At 71.7% G+C, this 21,291-nt stretch carries 21 protein-coding genes; 6 read left to right on the top strand and 15 right to left on the bottom strand.

Translation table 11 applies throughout. The features are described 5' to 3' along the window. Positions 1-7 precede the first annotated feature (7 nt). Entirely contained in the window at positions 8-454 is a 447-nt protein-coding gene (locus ACLIN4_RS32935) for a Fur family transcriptional regulator (protein ID WP_100048594.1), read from the bottom strand. Between the two features lie 218 nt (positions 455-672). On the opposite strand from ACLIN4_RS32935, the gene ACLIN4_RS32930 reads away from it, so the two are divergent. Continuing rightward, entirely contained in the window at positions 673-1,773 is a 1,101-nt protein-coding gene (locus tag ACLIN4_RS32930) for a DUF475 domain-containing protein (protein WP_290014052.1), read from the top strand. Between the two features lie 128 nt (positions 1,774-1,901). After that, complete coding sequence (locus ACLIN4_RS32925; RefSeq protein ID WP_055421381.1) at positions 1,902-2,324, top strand: DUF350 domain-containing protein; 423 nt, start codon at positions 1,902-1,904, stop codon at positions 2,322-2,324. A gap of 22 nt (positions 2,325-2,346) precedes the next feature. Here ACLIN4_RS32925 and ACLIN4_RS32920 read toward each other — a convergent pair whose 3' ends face one another. The 8 genes from ACLIN4_RS32920 to ACLIN4_RS32885 form a co-directional block, all read right to left on the bottom strand. After that, complete coding sequence (locus ACLIN4_RS32920; RefSeq protein WP_107479219.1) at positions 2,347-3,507, bottom strand: oxygenase MpaB family protein; 1,161 nt, start codon at positions 3,505-3,507, stop codon at positions 2,347-2,349. A gap of 13 nt (positions 3,508-3,520) precedes the next feature. After that, complete coding sequence (locus ACLIN4_RS32915) at positions 3,521-4,579, bottom strand: polyprenyl synthetase family protein (RefSeq protein ID WP_107479218.1); 1,059 nt, start codon at positions 4,577-4,579, stop codon at positions 3,521-3,523. After that, complete coding sequence (locus ACLIN4_RS32910; RefSeq protein ID WP_107479217.1) at positions 4,572-4,856, bottom strand: polyprenyl synthetase; 285 nt, start codon at positions 4,854-4,856, stop codon at positions 4,572-4,574. Before ACLIN4_RS32910 ends, ACLIN4_RS32915 begins: the two co-directional genes overlap by 8 nt. Positions 4,857-5,052: 196 nt before the next feature. Continuing rightward, complete coding sequence (locus ACLIN4_RS32905; protein ID WP_381939386.1) at positions 5,053-6,129, bottom strand: polyprenyl synthetase family protein; 1,077 nt, start codon at positions 6,127-6,129, stop codon at positions 5,053-5,055. A 234-nt stretch (positions 6,130-6,363) separates the two neighbouring features. Then, entirely contained in the window at positions 6,364-6,528 is a 165-nt protein-coding gene (rpmG, locus tag ACLIN4_RS32900; RefSeq protein WP_019330754.1) for a 50S ribosomal protein L33, read from the bottom strand. Between the two features lie 104 nt (positions 6,529-6,632). After that, positions 6,633-7,964: a M20/M25/M40 family metallo-hydrolase gene (locus ACLIN4_RS32895; protein WP_107480094.1), complete on the bottom strand. Its 1,332-nt coding sequence runs from the start codon at positions 7,962-7,964 to the stop codon at positions 6,633-6,635. Further along, on the bottom strand, positions 7,961-9,355 hold the full coding sequence (locus ACLIN4_RS32890; RefSeq protein WP_107480093.1) for a cytosine permease: 1,395 nt from the start codon (positions 9,353-9,355) through the stop codon (positions 7,961-7,963). Before ACLIN4_RS32890 ends, ACLIN4_RS32895 begins: the two co-directional genes overlap by 4 nt. Positions 9,356-9,357: 2 nt before the next feature. Beyond that, a complete protein-coding gene (locus ACLIN4_RS32885) occupies positions 9,358-10,311 on the bottom strand; it encodes a DUF1177 domain-containing protein (RefSeq protein ID WP_100048602.1) in 954 nt (317 codons plus the stop codon). 149 nt (positions 10,312-10,460) lie between these two features. Between ACLIN4_RS32885 and ACLIN4_RS32880 the strand changes: the two genes are divergently transcribed. Then, the gene (locus ACLIN4_RS32880) at positions 10,461-11,294 is read left to right on the top strand and encodes an IclR family transcriptional regulator (protein WP_382023071.1); all 834 of its coding nucleotides are present in this window, start codon (positions 10,461-10,463) and stop codon (positions 11,292-11,294) included. A gap of 44 nt (positions 11,295-11,338) precedes the next feature. Next, positions 11,339-12,064 carry a dipeptidase PepE gene (gene pepE / locus ACLIN4_RS32875; protein ID WP_382023068.1) on the top strand — a complete coding sequence of 242 codons (726 nt, stop codon included), beginning with the start codon at positions 11,339-11,341 and terminating at the stop codon, positions 12,062-12,064. A gap of 57 nt (positions 12,065-12,121) precedes the next feature. Here pepE and ACLIN4_RS32870 read toward each other — a convergent pair whose 3' ends face one another. Genes ACLIN4_RS32870 through ACLIN4_RS32845 form a run of 6 tightly spaced genes read right to left on the bottom strand, consistent with a single transcriptional unit; the run spans position 12,122 to position 18,224 of the window. Next, positions 12,122-12,997 carry a phosphogluconate dehydrogenase C-terminal domain-containing protein gene (locus ACLIN4_RS32870; RefSeq protein ID WP_107480091.1) on the bottom strand — a complete coding sequence of 292 codons (876 nt, stop codon included), beginning with the start codon at positions 12,995-12,997 and terminating at the stop codon, positions 12,122-12,124. Then, positions 12,997-13,797, bottom strand: coding sequence for a sugar phosphate isomerase/epimerase family protein (locus ACLIN4_RS32865; RefSeq protein WP_107480090.1), 801 nt, complete (start codon positions 13,795-13,797; stop codon positions 12,997-12,999). The genes ACLIN4_RS32870 and ACLIN4_RS32865 overlap by 1 nt, the downstream gene beginning before the upstream one ends. Next, positions 13,797-14,579 carry a triose-phosphate isomerase gene (locus ACLIN4_RS32860; RefSeq protein WP_411576501.1) on the bottom strand — a complete coding sequence of 261 codons (783 nt, stop codon included), beginning with the start codon at positions 14,577-14,579 and terminating at the stop codon, positions 13,797-13,799. The genes ACLIN4_RS32865 and ACLIN4_RS32860 overlap by 1 nt, the downstream gene beginning before the upstream one ends. Next, complete coding sequence (locus ACLIN4_RS32855; protein WP_100048607.1) at positions 14,579-15,061, bottom strand: ribose-5-phosphate isomerase; 483 nt, start codon at positions 15,059-15,061, stop codon at positions 14,579-14,581. The genes ACLIN4_RS32860 and ACLIN4_RS32855 overlap by 1 nt, the downstream gene beginning before the upstream one ends. An 11-nt stretch (positions 15,062-15,072) precedes the next feature. Then, positions 15,073-16,860, bottom strand: coding sequence for a dihydroxyacetone kinase family protein (locus ACLIN4_RS32850; protein WP_290014059.1), 1,788 nt, complete (start codon positions 16,858-16,860; stop codon positions 15,073-15,075). Continuing rightward, complete coding sequence (locus ACLIN4_RS32845; protein ID WP_289910043.1) at positions 16,857-18,224, bottom strand: MFS transporter; 1,368 nt, start codon at positions 18,222-18,224, stop codon at positions 16,857-16,859. The genes ACLIN4_RS32850 and ACLIN4_RS32845 overlap by 4 nt, the downstream gene beginning before the upstream one ends. A gap of 239 nt (positions 18,225-18,463) precedes the next feature. On the opposite strand from ACLIN4_RS32845, the gene ACLIN4_RS32840 reads away from it, so the two are divergent. Together ACLIN4_RS32840 and ACLIN4_RS32835 are read left to right on the top strand one after the other, a co-directional pair. Further along, a complete protein-coding gene (locus ACLIN4_RS32840) occupies positions 18,464-19,225 on the top strand; it encodes a FadR/GntR family transcriptional regulator (protein WP_100049267.1) in 762 nt (253 codons plus the stop codon). Between the two features lie 131 nt (positions 19,226-19,356). Next, positions 19,357-21,228, top strand: coding sequence for a LamG-like jellyroll fold domain-containing protein (locus ACLIN4_RS32835; RefSeq protein ID WP_107480018.1), 1,872 nt, complete (start codon positions 19,357-19,359; stop codon positions 21,226-21,228). Positions 21,229-21,291 lie beyond the last annotated feature (63 nt).

Here is a 21,291-nt window from a genome sequence, read left to right as displayed (position 1 = left end):
GGGCGGATCAAGGTGCTGGGGAACTGCCGGTGGTGGAGCAGTCGGGGCACAGGCCCCGGTAGATGACCTCGGCCTCGTCTATCGAGAAGCCGTGGTCGTCCGAGGCGGTCAGGCAGGGCGCGTCGCCGACGGCGCAGTCGACGTCGGCCAGCGCACCGCAGGACCGGCACAGGACGTGGTGGTGGTTGTCGCCCACCCGTCCTTCGAACCGCGCCGGGCTGCCGGGCGGCTGGATGCGGCGCACGAGCCCCGCCGCGGTGAGCGCGTGCAGCGCCTCGTACACGGCCTGGAGGGATATGTGGCCCACGCGCCGGCGCACCCCGGTGGCGATCGTCTCCGCGTCGAGGTGATCGCCCCGCCGGACGGTCTCGAGCAACGCGACGCGGGCTGCGGTCACTCGCAGGCCGGCCCCGCGCAGTTCCGAGGCGACGGCCGGATCCCGGGATGCGGTCATGGCGGTGAACCTACTCCCGCAAACACGAACCACTCAAGGAAACGAACCGATCCATTTTGGTGACCGTCGGGTGCCGGGGCCGTCGCCGTGCCCCGCCTGCCCCGGTGACGGCGAACGATCGTGGTAGACAACGTGGGTGGTGGGCACTGGCAAGGAACGCCGCATTCCGGCGCGGCTCGACAACGCGCAGCCCGACAACAGGAGTGAGTGATCAGCCCGTGCTATTGAAGACGTTCCGCTGGGCCTTCGCCGTCACCGCCCTCGGTCTGGTCTTGGGAGTGCTGTACGACGGGTGGACCGCCTTCGGCCTCGTGGCCATCCTCGCCGTGCTGGAGATCTCGCTGTCCTTCGACAATGCGGTGATCAACGCCGGGATCCTGAAGAAGATGAGTGCCTTCTGGCAGAAGATCTTCCTCACCGTCGGCATCCTGATCGCCGTCTTCGGCATGCGCCTGGTCTTCCCGGTGGTGATCGTCGCGGTCAGCGCCCGGTTGAGTCCGTGGTCCGCGGTCCATCTGGCGCTCACGGACAAGCAGCGCTATCAGGAGCTGGTGACGGACGCCCATCCGTCGATCGCCGCCTTCGGCGGCATGTTCCTCCTGATGATCTTCCTCGACTTCGTCTTCGAGGACCGGGAGATCAAGTGGCTGGGCCGGCTGGAGCGTCCACTGGCCAAGCTCGGCAGGGTCGACATGCTGTCGGTCTGCGTCGCCCTGATCGTGCTGCTCGTCTCGGCGATCACCTTCGGCGCCCACGCCCACCAGCACGGCGGCATCCACGCCGACAAGGCGGAGACGGTGCTGCTCGCCGGTATCGGCGGTCTGATCACCTACATGGTCGTCGGCGGTCTCTCCGGCTTCTTCGAGGAGCGGCTCGAACGGGAGGAGGAGCGCGAGCACGCGGCCGAGGAGGAGGCCGCACGCGGCGGCGGACCCCGTTCGGCCGTGGCCCTCACCGGCAAGGCGGCGTTCTTCATGTTCCTCTACCTGGAGGTCCTGGACGCGTCGTTCTCCTTCGACGGCGTCATCGGCGCCTTCGCCATCACCAACGACATCGTCCTGATGGCCCTCGGCCTCGGCATCGGCGCCATGTACGTCCGGTCCCTGACCGTCTACCTGGTCCGTCAGGGCACCCTCGACGACTACGTCTACCTGGAGCACGGCGCCCACTACGCCATCGGCGCCCTCTCCGTCATCCTCCTGGTGACCATCCAGTACGAGATCAACGAGATCGTCACGGGCCTCATCGGCGTCGTCCTGATCGGCTCGTCGTTCTGGTCGTCCGTACGCCGCAACCGGACGCTGGCCGCGGCTTCCTGACGCGGGGTCCGGCCTGATCGTCGGATTGCCCCACCGCAGGGGTCGAGTGGCCGAACGGGTGCGCTACATTTTGCAGCGCCTTGACCACGATCACTCACGATCTCTCACACCACGGAGCCGGCAATCCCATGAGCGACATCGTCAACGGACTCGGCCGCGCCACCGCCTACGGCGGTCTGGGTCTGGTCCTCCTGGTGCTCGGCATCGTCCTGGTCGACGTGCTGACGCCCGGAAAGCTCGGCCGGCAGATCTGGGAGCAGCGCAACCGCAACGCGGCCATGGTGCTCAGCTCCGCGCTGCTCGGCATCGGCGGCATCGTGTTCACCTCGATCTGGACGACGTACGAGGACTTCGGCAAGGGCCTGGTGTCGACGGCGGCGTTCGGGCTGCTGGGTCTCGTGATGATGGCCGTGGCCTTCCTCGTGGTCGACCTGATCACGCCGGGCCGGCTGGGCGCGACGCTGGTCGAGCCGGAGCCCCACCCCGCGGTGTGGGTGACGGCCTCCTGCAACCTCGCCGTCTCGGCCGTCATCTCGGCGTCCATCGCCTGACGCCCCGCCGCGTGCCCGGTGTTCAGGAGACGGTGGCGGGCGGCGGCGTCCAGCGGCTGGTGCGGGAGGCCGCACCCGCGACGCCGTACTCCTTCTTCAACTGTTCCGGGATCGCGTAGTGCATGACGCGTCCGCGGGTGAGGGTGGACAGTTCCAGGACCGTGGTGAGGTGACCGAGCCGGTCCAGTGCCCACGCGCCGAAGGGTGAGCGGTCCTCGATCGTCTCCAGCACGCCGAGGAGGTGCGGCGCGGCCTTCACGACGGTGTCCCAGGCGGTACGGGGAACCTCCAGCCAGTCGGCGCACGTGTCGCCGACGAGGTAGCGGATCAGCGCGGACACCACCGGGTCGAGGAGGGTGCCCGGGACGACCTCCTCGTACAGGTCGATCAGCTGTCGCGTGAGGTGGGCGCCCTCCTTCGAGGGGCCCATGTGGCGCAGCATGTAAAGGTCGAGGAACTGGCGTCCCTCGTCGAGTGTCGTGGGGACGGCCGCCTGGTCGACGCCGAGGATGGCGCCGACCACGCGCCAGGCGTAGAAGTACGCGTCCGCGCCTTCGGCGGACATGTGGATGCCGAGGCGGTGCAGGCTGTCCAGGACGAGCAGGGAGAAGAACATCTGCCCGCCGATCATGTCCTCCTGGCAGATGGGGGTGCCGAGGGCCTCGGTGTCCCAGCGGTCCTCCCGCTTCAGGTGGTGACGGATGGCGGCGTGCAGCAGGCGCACCTTCTGGGCCGCCGGAATGAATCGGCCACCGGCCTCGAAGGCGTCGGGCTGCATGAGGTAGACGGTGAACTGCCCGGTCTCCGCCATACGTTTGGAGGGGTAGCTCAGCCCGTGGGTGGCCGACAGCAGCTTGGCCACGTGCGGGACGACGTAGCAGGCGGGCATGGACGCGAACGACAGCGCCGTGGAGATGTGCACGTTGTTGTCGATGAAGAAGAGGCGGGCCTTCTCCATCTCGGCCCAGTCCACCCAGTCGGGCGGGGCGGCGGTCGTGCGCAGGTACTCGCGGGCCACGCCGGGGAGGCCGTCGGGCAGTTCCTGGCCGGCGGTGGACACGTAGCGCATCAGCGAGTTGAACTTGCCGACCTCGCCACGCTCGAACAGGGTGGCGACGACGGCGTCGGCCAGTTCGTCGCCGCCGTGGCGCAGGGCGTCCATCGACGTCTCGGTGTAGGTCATCACGGTCTCCTGGTCAGTGGACGCGGTCGGTGGCCTGCCGGGCGAGGTCGCACAGCGCCCGGCGGGCGTGCGGTGGTGCGCCGGCGGTGTCCAGGGCGCGGGTGGCCTGCTCAACGCGGGCGTGGATCATCCGCTCGACCCGCTGCGGCGCGCCCAGTTCCCGCATGAGGTCGCGTACCTCGCCGAGGTGCGTGTCGTCGAGGTCGTCGCGGCCCAGCACGCCGCGCAACCGCTCCCGCTGCCGGGCGTCGGCCGCCCGCCATGCCTCGGCCAGCAGCGCGGTGGGGCGGTGGGCGCGGACATCGTCCAGGCCCTCCTTGCCGGTGCGCCGCGGGTCGCCGAAGAGGCCGAGCAGGTCGTCGCGCAGCTGGAACGCCTCGCCGAGGGGCAGGCCGTAGGCGGAGTAGGCGTCCCGCAACGCGGGGCCCGCGCCGGCGAGCAGGCCGCCGATGAGCAGGGGGTGCTCGACGGTGTACTTGGCGGTCTTGTACCGGACCACCTTCAGTGAGGTGCCGGTGTCCGGTGGTCCGCCGGTGTGCAGGATCTCCAGGCATTCCCCAGCGACGAGTTCACGGGCGAGCGCGGCCCACACGGGCCTGGCCCGGGAGAGGTAGGCGGCGGGCAGGCCGCTGCTGGCGAACAACTCGCCGGCCAGGGCCATCAGGTGATCGCCCACCAGCATGGCCAGGGACCGGGCGGCCGGGCGGACCCCTCGGCGGCCTCCCCGGGCCAGCACGGTCTCCAGGGCCACGTGGGCGGTGGGCAGGCCGTGGCGCAGGGCGCTGTCGTCGATGAGGTCGTCGTGGACGACCGCGGCGGCGTGCACCAGTTCCATGGAGGCCGCCGCCCGCAGCAGGGCGTCGCTGTCGGGCTGTCCGGCCGCCCGCCAGCCCCAGTAGCAGAAAGCCGCGCGCAGCCGCTTGCCGTGCTCCGCCGCGTTCTGGAGCTGTTCGGCCACGGGTGCGAGAGTGTCGTCGATGGCCAGGAGGTGGCGGGACTCCTCGTCCAGGAAGCCGTGCAGCACGCCGTCGACGCGCGCTCTGAAGGCGGCCGGGTCCCAGCGGTCAGTCATCGCCGGCGTCGGCTGCCCGGCGCGCCTTCACGTGCCGCGCGAGCACCTCCAGGTGGGCGGGCGGCACGTGCGTGTACCGGTCCAGTGCCAGCCTGCCCCTGGACTGCAGGTCCTGTTCAGCTTCCCGGACAAGGTCGGCGGTGTCCGAGCGGCGCAGGAGTCCGCGTACCGCGCCGACCGCCGTTCCGAGTGTGCTCACCGCCAGGTCGGCGAGTCCGGCCGCCAGCAGCACGGCCCGGTCGTCCGCTCCCGCGCCCCGTTGAGCCGAGTGCGTCATGCTTCTCCCCCAGGTCCCCTGTCGCGATCGATGCGTCTGGTCGGCGGCGCATCCGGTCAGAGCATGACCCGACCGCCAGGGCGGAAGATCCGGTTTTCCCTTTTGAGTGACATGGGGAACAGGCGTCGGACGGGGCACCCGGGCCGACGCAGGACGCAAACGTTCCTCGCCGCGACGGGTCGGGCCCGGGCACGGGTCATTCGTTCCGGTCGACACTCCACCCGGGCAGCTGCTCGAAGAACGCGACCGCTTCCTCGCGCCACCGCGGGCGCCAGTCGGCCGCCACCTGTGCGGCCTGCTCGGCGTGGCGCCGCATGTCCGCCCGCAGGTGGGCGGCCACGCCGTGGCGTTCGCCGATCTCACGGACCGCGGCGACGGTGTCCTCGGTACAGTCCCGGTCCCCGAGGGCCCGCTCCAGGAGTGCGCGATCGGAACCGTTCACGGTGGCCAGCAGGCGGGCGACCGTGTAGCTGCGTCTTCCTTCGCGGAGGTCGGTGCCCGTCGGCTTGCCCATGACGGCGGCGTCGCCGAACAGGTCGAGGTAGTCGTCGCGCATCTGGCCGCAAATGCCGACCAGCCGTGCGTAGCGGCGCAGTTCGGCCTCATGGGGGCCTGGTTGTTCACCGGCCGCGAGGAGGCCCAGGCGCAGGGGCGCGAGGACCGAGTACCGGGCCGACTTGTGGTCGGCGACGTCGTTGAGGACTTCGTCGTCAGGAGCCCCGGGGGCGAAGTCGCGTTCCAGGTCGGTGATCTGGCCGACGACGGTGTCGGCCGCGGCCCGCGCCTGGACCTCGGTCATCGCCTGCCGTAGCTCGACCGGGAGCCCGGCGTCGAGGAGCACCCGCAGGGAGAGGGCGAGCGCCAGGTCGCCGGCGAGGACGGTGAGTCCGAGTGCGGCCCGCGGGTGGCCCGGGAATCTGTCGAGGTAGGCGTGGTAGGTGGTGGGCCCGCCCCTGCGGGTGGCGCTGTCGTCGATGAGGTCGTCGTGCACGAGACCGTGTGTCTGCAGCAGCTCGATGCTCAGCGCCGCGGCGTCCAGCGCCTTCGCCGGCGCGTCGTCACGCACCAGGCGCGCCGCCTCGTGCAGCAGGGCGACCCGCATCCGTTTGCCTCCCCGCAGGGACAGGTCACGCAGCAGCGCGAGGCAGTCCGGGGTGAAGCGGCTGAACGCCGGGGCGTCCAGCGTCGTGCCCAGGGTGTCGAAGTACTCCGCGAAGACCCGGTCGAAGCGGCGCCCGTACCGGGCGACGCGATCGCGGGGTTGCTCGATCATGGCGAAGTCCTCCTGAAGGCCTGGCGGGTGCACCCCGACAGTCTCCCAGGAGGTACCGGGCGGGCCGGTGCGGCTGCTGCGACGGCCCGACCGATCAGACGGCGTGGACCTCGCGATGCCGGCCCTGGCGGGGGACTACGGCGTCGACGTCGGCGGCTGACCGCACGCCGACGCGCCACGGTCCGGCCCCGGCGGGCCGGACCGTGGCGCGCGGTTCCGCGGGCACGGACCCAGTCAGCGTTCCTCGCGGAACGGCACGTGCTCCCCCGCCACCGGGTCGTACTTGCGCAGGACGAGCCGGTCGGGGTCGTTGAGGCGGTTCTTGCGGGTGACGTAGGTGACGCCGGTCCCGGCGGTCGACTTCAGCCTGACGACCGGGCGTGCGGTGCTGCGTGCCATGGTGCTCCTTCCGACCTCCGCGCGGGCTGCCGTTCTGTCCCGCGCATGTCAGTCACGGTTCACAACACCGGCGCCCGCCGGGGCATTCCCCTCGGTCCGGCCGGTCAGCACTCCTGCCAGAGCCGGGTCATCACCCGTACGCCGAAGCGCAGTCCCTCCAGCGGCACGCGTTCGTCGACGCCGTGGAAGAGGCGGCCGTAGTCGAGGTCGTGCGGGAGCTTGAGGCCCTTGAAGCCGAAGCAGCGGATGTCGAGCTTGGTGAACGCCTTCGCGTCGGTGCCGCCCGGGTTGCAGTACGGCACCGGGTGGCCGTCGGGGTCCTCGGCGCGCACGGCCGCGCACATGGCGTCGACCAGCGGGCCGTCGAAGCCGGTCTCCATCGCGATGTCGTGGTTGACCCACTCGCGGGTCACCGAGGGCAGCAGCAGCGCGTCGATCGTGTCGATCAGCTCCTGCTCGTGACCGGGCAGGAAGCGGCCGTCGACGCGGGCCGTGGCCTTCCCCGGGATGACATTGGTCTGGTAGCCGGCCGTGAACATGGTGGGGTTGGCCGAGTTGCGGAGCACGACCTGCATGAAGTCGGCGACGTGACCGAGCTTGGCCAGTTCGGCGTCCAGGTCCTCGGCGTCGAGGTCGAGGTCGACGCCCTGGAGGCGGGCGGCCTCGGTGAGCAGGGCGCGCACCGGCTCGATCAGGCGGACGGGGAAGGTGTGGCGGCCGATGCGGGTGAGGGATTCGGCGAGGTCGGTGACGGCGTTCTCGTCGTTCGGGGAGGAGCCGTGCCCGGCGCGGCCGGACGCCGTCAGCTCCATCCAGGCCATGCCGCGCTGGGCGTTCTCGATCGGGTAGAGGCGCCGGGTGTCGTCCAGGGCGTAGCTGAAGCCGCCGCCCTCGCCGATCGCCTCGGTGACGCCGGCGAACAGCTCGGGCCGGTGCTCGACCAGCCAGTGGGCGCCGTACTTGCCGCCGGCCTCCTCGTCGGCGAGGAAGGCGAGGACGATGTCGCGGGCGGGCCGGGTGCCGGTGCGGGCGAAGTGCCGGGCGGTGGCCAGCATGACGGCCACCGTGTCCTTCATGTCGATGGCGCCCCGGCCCCACAGGTAGCCGTCGCGGATCTCGCCGGAGAACGGCGGCACCTGCCACTCGGCCGCGTCGGCCGGTACGACGTCCAGGTGGCCGTGGACCAGCAGCGCGCCCCGGGTGGGGTCGGCGCCGGGGACGCGGGCGACGACGTTGGCGCGGCCGGGGGCGCTCTCCACCAGCTCCGAGGCGATGCCCACCTCGGCGAGCCGGGCCACGACCCAGTCGGCGCAGGCGCGCTCGTCGCTGGTGGGGTTGGAGGTGTCGAAGCGGATCAGCTCCGCGCACAGGTCGACAACCTCGCGCTGTGCCTCCTGGGAAGCGGGGGCGGGGACAGGAACGGGGGTGGTGCTCATGGTGCTCCTACGGGGGCGGTGCCGGACGCGGCCGGGGTGCGGTCGGCGGCCTCGCCGTCGTCGAGGGTGGTGGTGCCGTACGTCCTGATCCAGCCGGCCAGGCCGAGGACGCTGTAGAGGACGAAGGCGGTCAGCAGGGAGTTCAGGGCCGGGATGCCGCCGTCGTAGAACTTGCCGACGCAGAAGGCGGCGGCCCAGATGACCAGGGACATCGGCACCCAGGTCGGCGAGGTGGCGGGCAGGGTCTCGGACTCGCGGGTGGCGTCCAGGGGTGCGCGCATGCGGCGGACGACCCAGTACTCGGCGACGATGATGCCGCCCACCGGCGGGATGGCGACGCCCAGCACGGACAGGAAGTCGGTGAAGTGGGTCATGATGCCGACGGCGGACAGCAGGGTGCCCGCGATGCCGAGGACGATGGTGACCGCGCCGCGGTGCACGCGCTTCTTGAAGACGACCTGGAAGAAGTTGACGACGCCGAGCGAGGAACCGTACAGGTTCCAGTCGTTGATCTTCGCGGTGGACATCAGGACGACGAGCACGCCGAAGACGCCGGAGGTGGAGAGCACGATCTGGGAGACCTGGCCGCTGCCGACCATGTGGCCGAGGAGGACGCCGGTCATGCCGACGATGTACTCGGACAGGATCATCGACGAGGCGCTCTGCAGGAAGACGTGGCTGCCCTTGCGGTTGTAGCGGGTCATCTCCGGGGAGACGATCGCGCCGGTCATGAAGCCGCCCGCGATGGCGGTCGCGGCGACCGCGAGGGGGATGGTCTCGCCGGGGGCCGGGGAGTTGATCAGCTCGGTCAGCGAGTGGTCGCTCAGCGCGTCGGTGACCGACCAGGCGACCATCGCGAAGAACAGCGGCGTGACGATCTTCGCGAAGACCGCCATGTACCGGAAGCCGAAGATCACCAGGACGGTGATGCCGAGGCCCGCGGCCATGCACCACAGCCAGGAGGGGCCGCCGACGAGCGCGGACACGCTGTCACCGAAGATCGTGTTCTGTACGCCGAACCAGCCGACGAGGCTGACCGAGATGACCAGGCTGACCAGCGCCGAGCCGTTGCGGCCGAAGCCGGCCCAGCGGGTGAGCAGCGGGGTCGCCAGGCCCTCGCGCATGCCGGCCAGGCCGATCGCGAAGATGACGACCTCGAGGATCACCGCGCCGAGGGTGAACGCGAGGAACGCGTCACCGAAGGACATGCCGACGCCGATGGTGGCGCCGAGGGTGAACTGGGAGATGGAGCCCGACTGGGCGAGCCACTGGAGCAGCATCGTCCAGAAGCCGAGCCGCTTGTCGCGCGGGACCCGGGACAGGGCGTAGTCGTCGCTGCCCACGGCCTTGGTGCCGCCCGCCTCGGGGGCGGTGCTGTCGTTCGCGGCCATGATCACGACTCCCCGGGTTCGCGGCCGAAGGTCTGCAGGTGGGTCAGGGAGCCGTAGCGGGACACGAGCGCGTCGAACTCCTGGTCGTCGTGGAAGTCGAGGCGTCCGCCGCCGTAGGCCTTCGCGGTCTCGACGGCGAACCGGGCCGCCGCCGCGATGTCGGTCTCGTGGCTGGCGCCCGTCTGACAGCCGGGCACCGCCGCCGCGGAGGTGACGGCGAGGCCGACGACCGGGGCGGCCGTCGCCGTGGCCGGCTGCAGGATCGAATTGATGTGGTGTACACCGTTACCGTACGGGGTGATGTCCTGGGTGGTCACCGGGTACGTGACCAACGGCTCACCGGTCACCACCGCCAGCAGCTCCCCCAGCTGCTCGCTCACCTTGAGCACCCAGCCCTCCTTGACGGTGGGCGACAGGGCGAGGCCCTTGTGGTTGATGATCCGGTTGCCCTTGGTGGTGTCGATCGAGAGCACGGCCTCCATCTCGCCGGTGACCTCGTGCCGGTTCATGGTCGCGATGTCGACCGGCGAGTCCATGAACGGCACCGGGTCGTGCGGCGCGGTCGGGGCGTTCGGGCAGATGTGGGTGGCGACGATCACGTCGCCGTCGAGCACGTCCCCGCGCCGGCGCATGTCCAGCAGCTTGGCGGCGGTGGCGAGCGCGGCGACGGCTCCGTCGGCGTCGGAGACCAGACCGGTCATCTCCGGGCGGGCCCCGATGCCGCCGAGGCGTCCGACCACGCCGAGCGTGCGGGCCGGGCCGCCGGCGGTACGCCCACTGCGGCCCGGGACGCGGACGAGCACGAAGTCCGTCGAGCCGCGCTCGCCGGTGACCGTGGTGACCTGGGCGCCCGACCCCTCCGGCCCCGCTGTGGAGTCGAGGTGGGCGGCGACGCGCTTGCCGTCGACGTCGGGATCGTCCAGCAGATCCACGAGGTCCAGGACGTACTTCAACATGGGCAGTTCTCCTGATCCGCACCTGGGGCGGTGCTGACAGCAGGTTCGGGATCGATTAACGTTCTCCGCAACTGTTTCCCGCTATCTGCAATTCAGGTCTGAATGGTGAGATACGCGGGACGGCTGCCGCACCAGTGAGGAGAGCCGCCATGGCCGATCCGTCCGCTCAGCCCGTGGATCGAAAAACCCCGGCCGGAGCACTGCAGACCGTCGACCGCGCCCTCCTGGTGCTGCTGGCGTTCGAGCGCAACCGGCCCGACTGGGGCGTGACGGAGATCGCCGGCGAGTTCGGCTGGGACACCTCGGTCGCCCAGCGGCTGCTGTCCACGCTCGCGGGCCGCGGCTTCCTGGTCTCCGACCCGGCCACGCGCCGCTACCGCATCGGCCCGGCCGCCCTGCGCCTGGGCCGCCTGTGGGAGCGCTCGGGCTCCCTGGAACTGCTCGCCGAACCGGTCCTCCAGGACCTGCGCGCGGCGACCGGCGACACCGTCCTGTTCTGCCTGCCCGACAGCTTCCACATGCGCTGCGTGGCGGCCGTCGAGGGCGAGGAGGGGCCGCTGCGCTACTACCCGCTGGTCGGCGAGCTGTACCCGGCGCACGCGGGCGCCACCAGCAAGTCGTACTACGCCTTCCTGCCCGACGACCAGCGCCACCGGCTCTTCCGCGGGCGCCCCATGGCCCGCTTCACCGAGCGCACGGTCACCGACCCCGACCAGCTGGAGCAGGAGTTCCGCCGGGTGCGCGCCCAGGGCTACGCCTGGACCGTCGGCGAGTACGACGCCGGCATCGGCACGGTCGCCGTGCCGGTGTTCCTCGGCTCCGAGCCGTACGGCAGCCTCAGCCTCGGTGCCGCCAAGGAGCGCTTCCCCGAGGGGCCCGAGGACCGCCTGGAGGTGCTGCGCCGCGCCGCCCGGCTGCTGGAGCGGCGCCTGATGCACCCGCCGCAGCACCAGCGCCGTCCGCGCTCGCCGCGTACCCCTTGACCCGACCCGAGACCGAACCACCCCCGTCGACGAGGACAACCCCCGTGAATCTGCTGCTCCTGTCCAACTCCACCCAGTACGGCCGCGGCTACCTGGAACACGCACTCGACACCGTGACCGGCTTCCTGCCCGACGGTGCGCGGCTGGCGTTCGTGCCGTACGCCCTCGCCGACCACGACGCCTACACCGCCAAGGTGCGCGCCGCGCTCGCCGGCGCGGGCATCGACGTGCGGGGCGTGCACGAGGGCGGGGACCCGCCGGCCCGGCTCGGCGAGGCGGACGCCGTGTTCGTCGGCGGCGGCAACTCCTTCCGGCTGCTGAGCGCCCTGTACCGCACGGGTCTGCGGGAGGCGCTGATCGAGGCGGCCGGCGGCGGGCTGCCCTACATGGGGGCCAGCGCCGGTACGAACATGGCGGCGCCCTCGCTGCGCACCACGAACGACATGCCGATCGTCGAGCCCCCGTCCTTCGAGGCGCTGGGGCTGGTCCCCTTCCAGATCAACCCGCACTACCTCGACCCGGACCCCGCCTCGACGCACAAGGGCGAGACCCGCGAGGAACGGCTGACGGAGTTCCTGGAGGAGAACGACGTGCCCGTGCTCGGGCTGCGGGAAGGCTCCTGGCTCCGGGTGGACGGCGACCGCGCCGTGATCGGGGGCGAGCGGGACGCCCGGCTGTTCCGGCGGGGCGCTCAGCCCCGCGAGATCGCCGTCGGTTCGGACGTGTCCGAACTGCTGCGGGTGACGGCCGCGTTCGACACACGGGTGTAGGCACGCCGACGCCGGAGGACCGCTCGGCGGCCTCCGGCGTCGCACCCGTCGGGTGCGTCAGCGCTTGATCTCCTTGATCTTCAGCATGCGCGTGATGACCTTGTCCAGCTCCTCGTCGTCGAAGACCTTCTTCCAGTCCTCGCGCACGATCGACTCACGGCCGTAGTCCATGGCGATCAGGCAGGCGTCCGAGAACGGGTTGGAGCCCTTGAGGGTGTTGGCCAGGGCGACCTGGGTGTGGCCCAGCAGCATCGCGCGGGCGGCCTTCTCGGGGACGCCGACGGTGTGGACCGTCTCGTGCAGGGCCTCGGTCAGCAGGGCGCCGACCATGCAGGCGATGGTCTCGACGAGGGTGGGCTCCAGGACGGCGAGCTGCTTGACGGTGACCCAGTGGACATCGACGACGGGCGCGTACATCACGCGGATGACGGACTCGGCCAGCTCCCGCTTGGCGTCGTCCCCGCCCTCGTAGGCCGCGACGACCTCCTGCGGGGCGGCGATGCCGCCGAAGGTGTCCTGCCACTCCTCCTTGGTGGTGCGCTCCAGGAACACCGAGGGGTGGCAGGGGTGGGCGCAGGCGTAGTGGATGTCCTCGCGGGCGAAGAGGAGGCCGGCGTACGCGGCGGCCGGGTCGAGGGTGAGGACGATCGTGCCGGGCTTCATCAGCGGCACGAGTTCCTCGGAGACCTTGCCGAGGACGACGTCCGGCACGGCGAGGATGACGACGTCGGCCTCGGCGGCGGCGTCCTTCGACTCGGTCAGTTCGCGGCCGAGGCCGCGGATCAGCTCCTGGCCCTTGGGCGACGCCTCGCTGAAGAGGACCCGGAAGTCGCTGTCGACCAGGTTGTTGGAGACGCGCTGGCCCATCTTGCCGGCGGCCCCGATGACGGCGACGGTCTTGACGTCGACCTGGGTCTGGATCTCGGTGGCCATTACTTGCTCCTCAGGAGGGTGTTGATGCTGTGCTGCGTCCACTGGTGTTCGAGCCGGGCGGTGGCGTCGTAGCCCTCGTCCTGCCACGGGAGCCAGTGCTCCACGATCTGGTTGATGCCGCGCTCGGCGGGACGGACGGCGGCGATCATGCCGTCGTGGTCGAGGAGGCCCTCGCCGAGCGGGCAGCCGGCGTAGGTGAAGCCGACCCAGCCGTCGCGGCGGGTGAAGGCGAAGTCCTTGACGTGGATGTTGACCACGTACGGCGCGGTGGCGGCCACCACGTCCACGGGGCGCTCCAGCCGGGCGACGCTGTTGCCCGGGTCCAGGACGATGCCGAGGTGCGGGTCGTCGACGGCGCGCACGACGCTCACCAGGTCGTCGGTGGCGACCTGCTCGTAGGTCTCCAGGCCGAGGGTGACGCCGGCGTCCGCGTAGCGCGGCACCGCCTCCTCGAGCAGGGCGACCGCCTCGGCGGTGTCGGGCCGGTGGTCGGCCGTGTTGAGCATGGAGCGGACCAGGGTGACGCCCAGTTCGCCCGCCATGTCGAGGTACTTCAGCAGGTGCTCGGGGCGGATGCCGCGGGTGCCCAGCTCCAGGGTGAGGCCGAGGTCGTCGGCGGTGGCGCGGACGTCGGCGAGCCGTGCGCGGTCGTAGGACTCGATCGGTGCGTAGTCGCAGATCTGGAAGACCTCGCCGCCGAGCGCGGCCGTGTCCCGGAGCATCGCGGGCAGGGTCATCGGCTCGGGAGCCCGGTCGGAGATCCGCCAGAAGTACGCGTAGGTACTGATGCCGTACGCCATCACGCCACCGCCGCCGGGGCCGGGGAGCGGATCTCGTCGAGGATGGCCTCGACGCCCGCCGGGTCGTGGGCGAACCGGCCGAGGAACAGCCCTTCGGCGGTTCCGTTCAGGCGGGTGAGAAGGCCGGGGCCCGCGCTGCCGCCGTAGATGACGGTGGAGCCGGCGTGCCGCGGGCGGGTGTCCAGCCAGTCGCGCAGGGCGGTGCACACGGTCGCGATGTGGTCGGCGGAGGCGGGCTCGGGGGCGCCGATGGCCCACTGGGGTTCGTAGGCGAGGACGACGGCGCCGTCCAGGCCGTGCAGCAGGCGTTCGGCCTCCGCGACCGTGCGGGTGGCGGCCTCGGCGGCATCGGCCCGGTCGCGTTCGCCGACGCACAGGACCGGGGTGAGGCCGTTGTGCAGGGCGGCGGCGGTCTTGGCCGCGACGACGGTGTCGCCCTCGCCGTACAGGCGGCGGCGCTCGGCGTGGCCGACCTCGGCGTAGCGGCAGCCGATCTCCTTGAGGAGGGGGCCGCCGACCTCGCCGGTGTAGGGGCCGGTGTCCTCCGTGGCGATGTCCTGGGCGCCGAGGGCGACGCCGTACGGGGCGAGGATGCCGGCGGCCGGGACCAGGGTCGGGAAGGCCGGGAGGACGAACAGGCGGGCGGCGCCGGAGGTGACGGCGGGGTGGCGGTCGGCCAGGGCGGCGATCCTGCGGGCCCAGTTGAGGGTCTGGTGGTGGCCGAAGTACATCTTCAGGCTCACCCCCAGCAGGACGGGTGACGAGGGTGCCGGGGTGGACATCAGGCGGCTGCCCCGTCGCCCGCGGCGGACTCGTAGTCGCACATCAGCTGGACCTTGGCCGCCGACGCCGAACTCTCGTCGAAGCGGTAGGTGAGCCATTCGGCGGCCAGGCGACGGGCCAGTTCGAGGCCGACGACGCGCTGGCCGAAGGTGAGGATCTGCGCGTTGTTGGAGAGGATCGCCCGCTCCACGGAGAAGGAGTCGTGGGCGGTGACCGCGCGGATGCCCTTGACCTTGTTGGCGGCGATGGCCACGCCCAGCCCGGTGCCGCACACCAGCAGGGCGCGGTCGGCCTCGCCGCGGGCGACCATCTCGGCGGCGGCGATGGCGACCTTCGGGTAGGCGGTGTGCCCGTCGGCGTCGACGCCGACGTCGGTGACCTCGGCGACCAGGGCGCTGTTCGCCAGGTCCTGCTTGAGGGCTTCCTTGTACTGGTAACCGGCGTCGTCGGACCCGACGACGATGCGGAGCTTGTCGGTCATCTCGGCTTTCCTCAGTGGTGGTCGTGGAGGTGGTCTTCGTGCGGGCGGTCGTCGTGGGGGCGCTCGTCGTGGGGGCGCTCGATCAGGACGCCGTGGACCGCGCGGGTGATCAGGGCGAGGGAGTGGGCGCCCGCGTCGGGGGTGCCGAGGGACTTCTCGGCGTGCGGGCGGGCCCGGCCCTTGCGGGGCAGCAGCCCGGCCGTGGCGGCGGCCGCCTCGGTGGCGGCGGTGGCGGCACGGTCCCAGGCCTCGGTGAGGGCCAGCCCGTCGGCCACGGCGTCGGCCAGCGTGTCGGCGAAGGGCACGAGGACGTCGACCATGGTCTTGTCGCCGACCTCGGCCCCGCCGAGCCGGCGTACCGCGGCGGAGGCCTCCGTCACCCCGGCGGCCACACGGGACGCGTCCGGCGCGTCCTGGTCGCCGAGGGCGGTGCCGAGGGAGCGCAGGACGGTGCCCCACAGGGCGCCCGAGGTGCCGCCGGCCCGGTCGGCCCAGGCGTCGGCGGCGTGGGCCAGGACGGTGCCGGCGCCCGCGCCGAGCGCCTGGGCCCGGCCGGCGGCCGTGCGGGCGGCGGTGGAGCCCCGCTGCATGCCGATGCCGTGGTCACCGTCGCCGGCCACGGCGTCGATGCGGCCCAGCTCGTCGACGTGCGTGTCGACGGTCGCGGCCACCGCCTCCAGGGCGGCCAGGACGGTGACGGCGGCGTGCCGGGAGGGCTCGGAGGCGGCGGGCACGGCGGTGTCCGCGGCCTGATCGTCCAGGGGCTCCCGGGCATCCGGAACGGGTGCGTCGAGGGCGCCCTTGCGGAAGGCGGGCGTGTCGGCCGGGGCGCGCCACAGCTCCTCCAGGTCCTCGTCCAGCCAGGTGAGGGTGAGGGAGACCCCGGCCATGTCGAAGCTGGTGACGAGTTCGCCGACCTCCGGGTCGACGATCTCCACGCCTGCCTCGCCGAGGAGGGCGGCGACCTTGCGGTAGACGACGAAGAGTTCCTCGTACTTGACCGAGCCGAGGCCGTTGAGGATGACGGCGGCGCGCTGCCCCGCCGGTCCGTGGACGTCCCCGGGCAGTTCCTTCAGCAGCGTCTCGACCAGCAGCCGGGCCGCCCCGTCGGCGGTCGGCAGGGGCTCCTCGCCGATGCCGGGCTCCCCGTGGATGCCGAGGCCGACGGCCATGCGGGCCTCGGGGACCGTGAACAGGGGGTGGTCGGCGCCGGGCAGGGTGCAGCCGGAGAAGGCGATGCCGAAGGAGCGGGTGCGGGCGCCCGCCCGTTCGGCGACGCGCAGTACGTCGTCCAGGGCGAGGCCCCGCTCGGCCGCGGCGGCCGCCGCCTTGAAGACGGGGAGGTCACCGGCGATGCCGCGCCGCTCGGCGGACTCGTCGGGGGCGGCGCTGGAGATGTCGTCGGCGACGGCGAAGGTCCGGGCCTCGATCCCGTCGGCGGCGAGCCGCTCGGCGGCCTGGCCGAAGTGCAGGACGTCTCCGGCGTAGTTGCCGTACATCAGCAGCACCCCGGCACCGCCGTGGGCGGCCCTGGCGACCGAGCGGATCTGCTGGGCGGAGGGCGAGGCGAAGACGTTGCCCACCGCGGCCCCGTGCGCCAGGCCCCGGCCGACCAGTCCGGAGAAGGCCGGGTAGTGCCCCGAGCCGCCACCGATCACCACGGCGACCTGCCCGGCCGGGGTGGCCGTCGCCCGCACCACGCCGCCCGTGACGGGCCGTACCCAGCGCCGGTGTGCGGCGGCGAAACCTTCCAGCGCCTCGTCGGCGAAGGCGGCGGGATCGTTGAACAGGCGGGTCATCGAAGGGCCTCCATGGCCTGGTGCTCGGGGTCGGGAGCCGGTGCGTCGGTGCGGTTGCGCGCGGCGAGCCAGATCATCAGGGCGGCGGACAGCAGCATGAAGAAGCCGACGAGGTAGAGCGGTACGTAGTAGCCGCCCGTCCAGTCCTTGAGCCAGCCGGTGATGTAGCTGGAGGCGAATCCGGCGATGTTCCCGGCGGTGTTGATCAGGGCGATGCCCGCCGCGGCGGCGGCTCCGGTCAGGAACCGGGAGGGCACGGACCAGAAGACCGGCAGGGCGGCGAAGATGGCGCACGCGGTCACGGTGATCACGGCGACCGTGGCGGTGGGCGAGCCCATGTAGAGGGCGAGGGGGATGGACACACCGCCGACCACGGCCGGGCCGGCGACGTGCCAGGTGCGCGTGCCGTGGCGGGTCGCGTGCCGGCTCCAGAAGAAGAGGACGACGGCGGCGGGCAGGTACGGGATGGCCGTGATCCAGGCCTTGTCCATCACGCTGAACGTGGTGTCGTACTGCTCCTGGAAGCCGTTGATGATGGTCGGCAGGAAGAAGGCGAGGGCGTACAGGCCGTAGACGAACCCGAAGTAGACCGCGGCGAGGGTCCACACCCGGCCGCTGCCGAAGGCCTTCTTCAGGTCGCCCTTGGCGTGCTTGCTCTCGTGGCCGGTCTTCCGGGCGTTCTCGGCGGCGAGTTCCGTGGTCAGCCAGTCGCGTTCGGCCGGGGTGAGCCACTTGGCGTCGGCGGGCTTGTCGATCAGGTAGAACCAGGCGACGACGCCCAGGATGATCGCGGGCAGCGAGACGAACAGGAACATCACGCGCCAGCCCTCGAGGCCGAACAGGCCGTGGCGGCCGATCAGCCAGCCCGCCAGCGGGGCGCCGAACACGGTGGTCAGCGGCTGGGCGAGGTAGAACAGGCCGAGGATCTTGGTGCGGTGGCGGGAGGGCACCCACTGGCTGAGGAACAGGATCGCGCCGGGGAAGAAGCCGGCCTCCGCGACGCCGAGCAGGAAGCGCAGGGTGTAGAGCTGGCCGCTGCTGCTGACCCACGTGAACAGCAGGGAGACGATGCCCCAGGTCACCATGATCCGGGCCAGCCAGCGGCGGGCCCCGAAGCGGTGCAGGGCCATGTTGCTGGGGACCTCGAGCACGATGTAGCCGAGGAAGAAGATCCCGGACGCGAAGCCGAACTGGGCGGCGGTGAGGGCGAGGTCCTGGCCCATGCCGTTCGGTTCGGCGAACGAGACGGCCGTGCGGTCCAGGTAGTTCACGAAGAACATCAGCGCCACGAACGGAACGAGGCGGACTGAGACCTTCTTGATGGCAGTTCTCTCGACTGCCGCGGATGGCGCTTGGGCACCCATGGGCGACTCCTCGGCTCGCCCGGACAGCTCTGTCCGGGGTGGGTCGTGCCCGGCGTTCCGCCACAAAGGGGGCGGCCGGCCGGTTCGCCTTCACGCTATGCCCCCGATCCAAATTGGTCACCAATTTACCAGTGTGGTGACGGTCATAGATTTCCCGACGGCCGAACTCTTGACAAACCACGGCCGAGCCATGGGTGAACTGCCTGGTCAGCCAGGCGAGTACGGCATCTGGTTGACTGGTGACCGTGACCAGTCAGCCTGATCAGCAGAGCTCCGCCGCAGCGCCCGACCTCGCGCAGCTGCTGCGCCCCGTGGTGCGTGAGTCGTCCGTCAGCGAGGTCGCCAAGCGGCTTCTCGACCACCTCTCGGCCGGCGACATCCGGCCCGGCACGCGACTGCCCGCCGAGCGGCAGCTGGCCGAGGCGCTGGGCGTCGCACGCTCCAGTGTGCGCGGCGCGCTCTCCGCGCTGGACGTCCTGGGCATCATCGAGATCCGGCCGGGCTCCGGCTCCTACGTGCGCGAGGGCACCTCGGAGTTCCTGCCCCGGGCGATCAACTGGGGGCTGATGCTGGGCCAGCGGCGTACCCAGGACCTCGTCGAGGTACGCACGTACATGGAGGGGGTCTCGGCCCGGCTCGCGGCTGAGCGGGCGACCGACCAGGACGTGCTGCGGCTGGAGGAGCACCTCCAGCACATGCGCGACGCGGGCGGTGACGTCCCGGCCTTCATCGACGCCGACATCGCCTTCCACCTGGAGACGGCCCGCATCGCGGGCAACAGCGTCCTCAGCGACATCCTGCACAGCATCCGGGCTTTGCTCCAGGTGTGGATGGAGCGCGTGAGCGACATCGAGGGCACCGTCAGCGGCACGCTGTGCGAGCACGACGCGGTGCTCCAGGCGATCCGCGCGCGCGACCCGGAGGCCGCGGACCGCGCGATGGCCGAGCACATGCGGATGGCCAGCGCCCGGCTGCGCGCCTCCGTGGACGGCGACGCCTGACCCGTCCGCCCCACCGGCCCCTCCAGTGGCCCGCCGCCCACCATGCGGCGTTCAGCTCACCGTCAGCACACGGTCAACGCCCGTGAGCACCGTGAGCCGCGCACGGTGGACTTCCCGCTCCTGGAGGGCAGATGAGCACGACGGAACAGCACGAGAACCCGGGCAGACGCACGGTGCTGAGAGCGGCCGTGGCCGGCTCGGTGGCCGCGGCGGCGACCGGGACCGTGGCAGCGGTACCCGCGCAGGCCGCGGAGGCGTCCGGCCAACGGCGCTTCGACACCGACAGCCCGCGCTTCACGCTGGCCGTCCTGCCGGACACGCAGTACCTGTTCGACGCGGACAGCACCGACCCCGCTCCCCTGCGGGAGACCTTCCGCTACCTGGTGGCCGACCGGTCCGAGGCCAACATCGCCTTCATGACCCACCTCGGCGACGTCACCGAGCACGGCACCGAGGACGAGATCCGCCGGGCCGCCCAGACCTTCCGCACGCTGCACGGCAAGGTGCCCTACAGCGTGCTGGCGGGCAACCACGACATCGCGTCGTCGACGGACGACCAGCGCGGCGACTCCGCCTACCTGCGGGAGTTCGGACCCGGGCGCTACGCCTCGATGCCGACCTTCAAGGGTGCCTCGCCCGACGGCTACAACAGCTACCACGTGGTGCGTGCCGCGGGCCGCGACTGGCTGGTCCTCGCCCTGGACTGGAGGATCAGCGACAAGGGCACGGTCTGGGCGCAGAGCGTGCTCGACGCCCACCCGACCCTGCCCGCCGTGCTCACCACGCACGACCTCGCCTACGCGGACGACGAGGGATCGGCCCGGCTCTCCGGCAACGGACAGCGGCTGTGGGACGGTCTGATCCGCGGCAACGACCAGATCTTCCTGGCGCTCGGCGGACACTACTGGCCGCCCGGCCGTACGGTCCTGCGCAACGACGCCGACAACGATGTCCACATCCACATCACCAACTACCAGGACCGCTACTACGGCGGCGCCGGCATGATCCGCACCTACGGGTTCGACGTCGTGCGCGGGGTGATCGACGTGGAGACGTTCGCACCCTGGTTCCTGGCCCGCGATCCCGCCCGGCGGACCCCGCTCGAGGCCGAGACGGTCGAACTGACCGGCCCCGCGGACCGGTTCAGCCTGAGCATCGACTTCGACGAGCGTTTCCGCGGCTTCTCCCCCGTCTTGCCGCCGAAGCCTCGGCCCGCCCCAGCCGTGATGCCGCGCGGCACCGTCGCCTACTGGCGGTTCGACGCCTCGGGCATGACGACCGCCCCGGACGGCGGCCCGGTCGCGGACGGTTCCGTCGTGCGCGACCTCTCCGGCCACGGCAACGACCTCACCGTCGGCCGTCTGCACTCCAGCGGCCCCGAAGCCCTCACCTGGTCGCCGGACCACCATCCCGGCCAGCCCGCGCACGCCAGCCTCCGGTTCGACGGCGGCAAGGGTCCGGATCGGGGTGCCGTCCTGCGTACCGGCATGCGAGCCCCGCTGAACAGCGAGAAGTTCCCGCGCGGCTACACCATCGAGACCTTCGTGCGGCTCCCCGAGCCGTTCGAGGGCGATCACAGCTGGATGGGCATCCTCAGCTGGGAGGGGCGCAACGGGGACGCGGGCAAGACCACCGGCTGGTCCCCGCTGGAGCCGACGTGCAGTCTCAACCTGTCCCCGGAGAGGTTCCTCCAGTTCGTCGTCTACCCGCACCGCCAGGACGCGGACCCCACGTCCTGGAGCCACGCCGTGCCGGTGGGCCGCTGGATGCACGTCGCCGTCGTGAACGACGGCCGCCGCACCGTCGTGTACGTGGACGGCTCGAAGATCGCCCGCAATCCGACGGCGCCCTCGACCGGCATCGCCACCCTCGGCAAGCCCTTCGTCCTGGGCGCCACCCAGTTCGACGGGAAGTTCGGACAGGGCTTCTACGGCTGGATCGGCGACACCCGCATCGTCGACCGCCCGCTGCGGACCCGGGACTTCCTCACCCCGTTCGACTGACACCGGCGCCCAGGGGCGGGAGACGACTCGACCGCGCGGGACGCACGAGCGGCCCGCGCGGCC

The organism is Streptomyces mutabilis (assembly GCF_046628145.1).
Classification (GTDB): Bacteria; Actinomycetota; Actinomycetes; order Streptomycetales; family Streptomycetaceae; genus Streptomyces; species Streptomyces mutabilis.
This window is presented reverse-complemented; position numbering and strand designations above follow the sequence as displayed.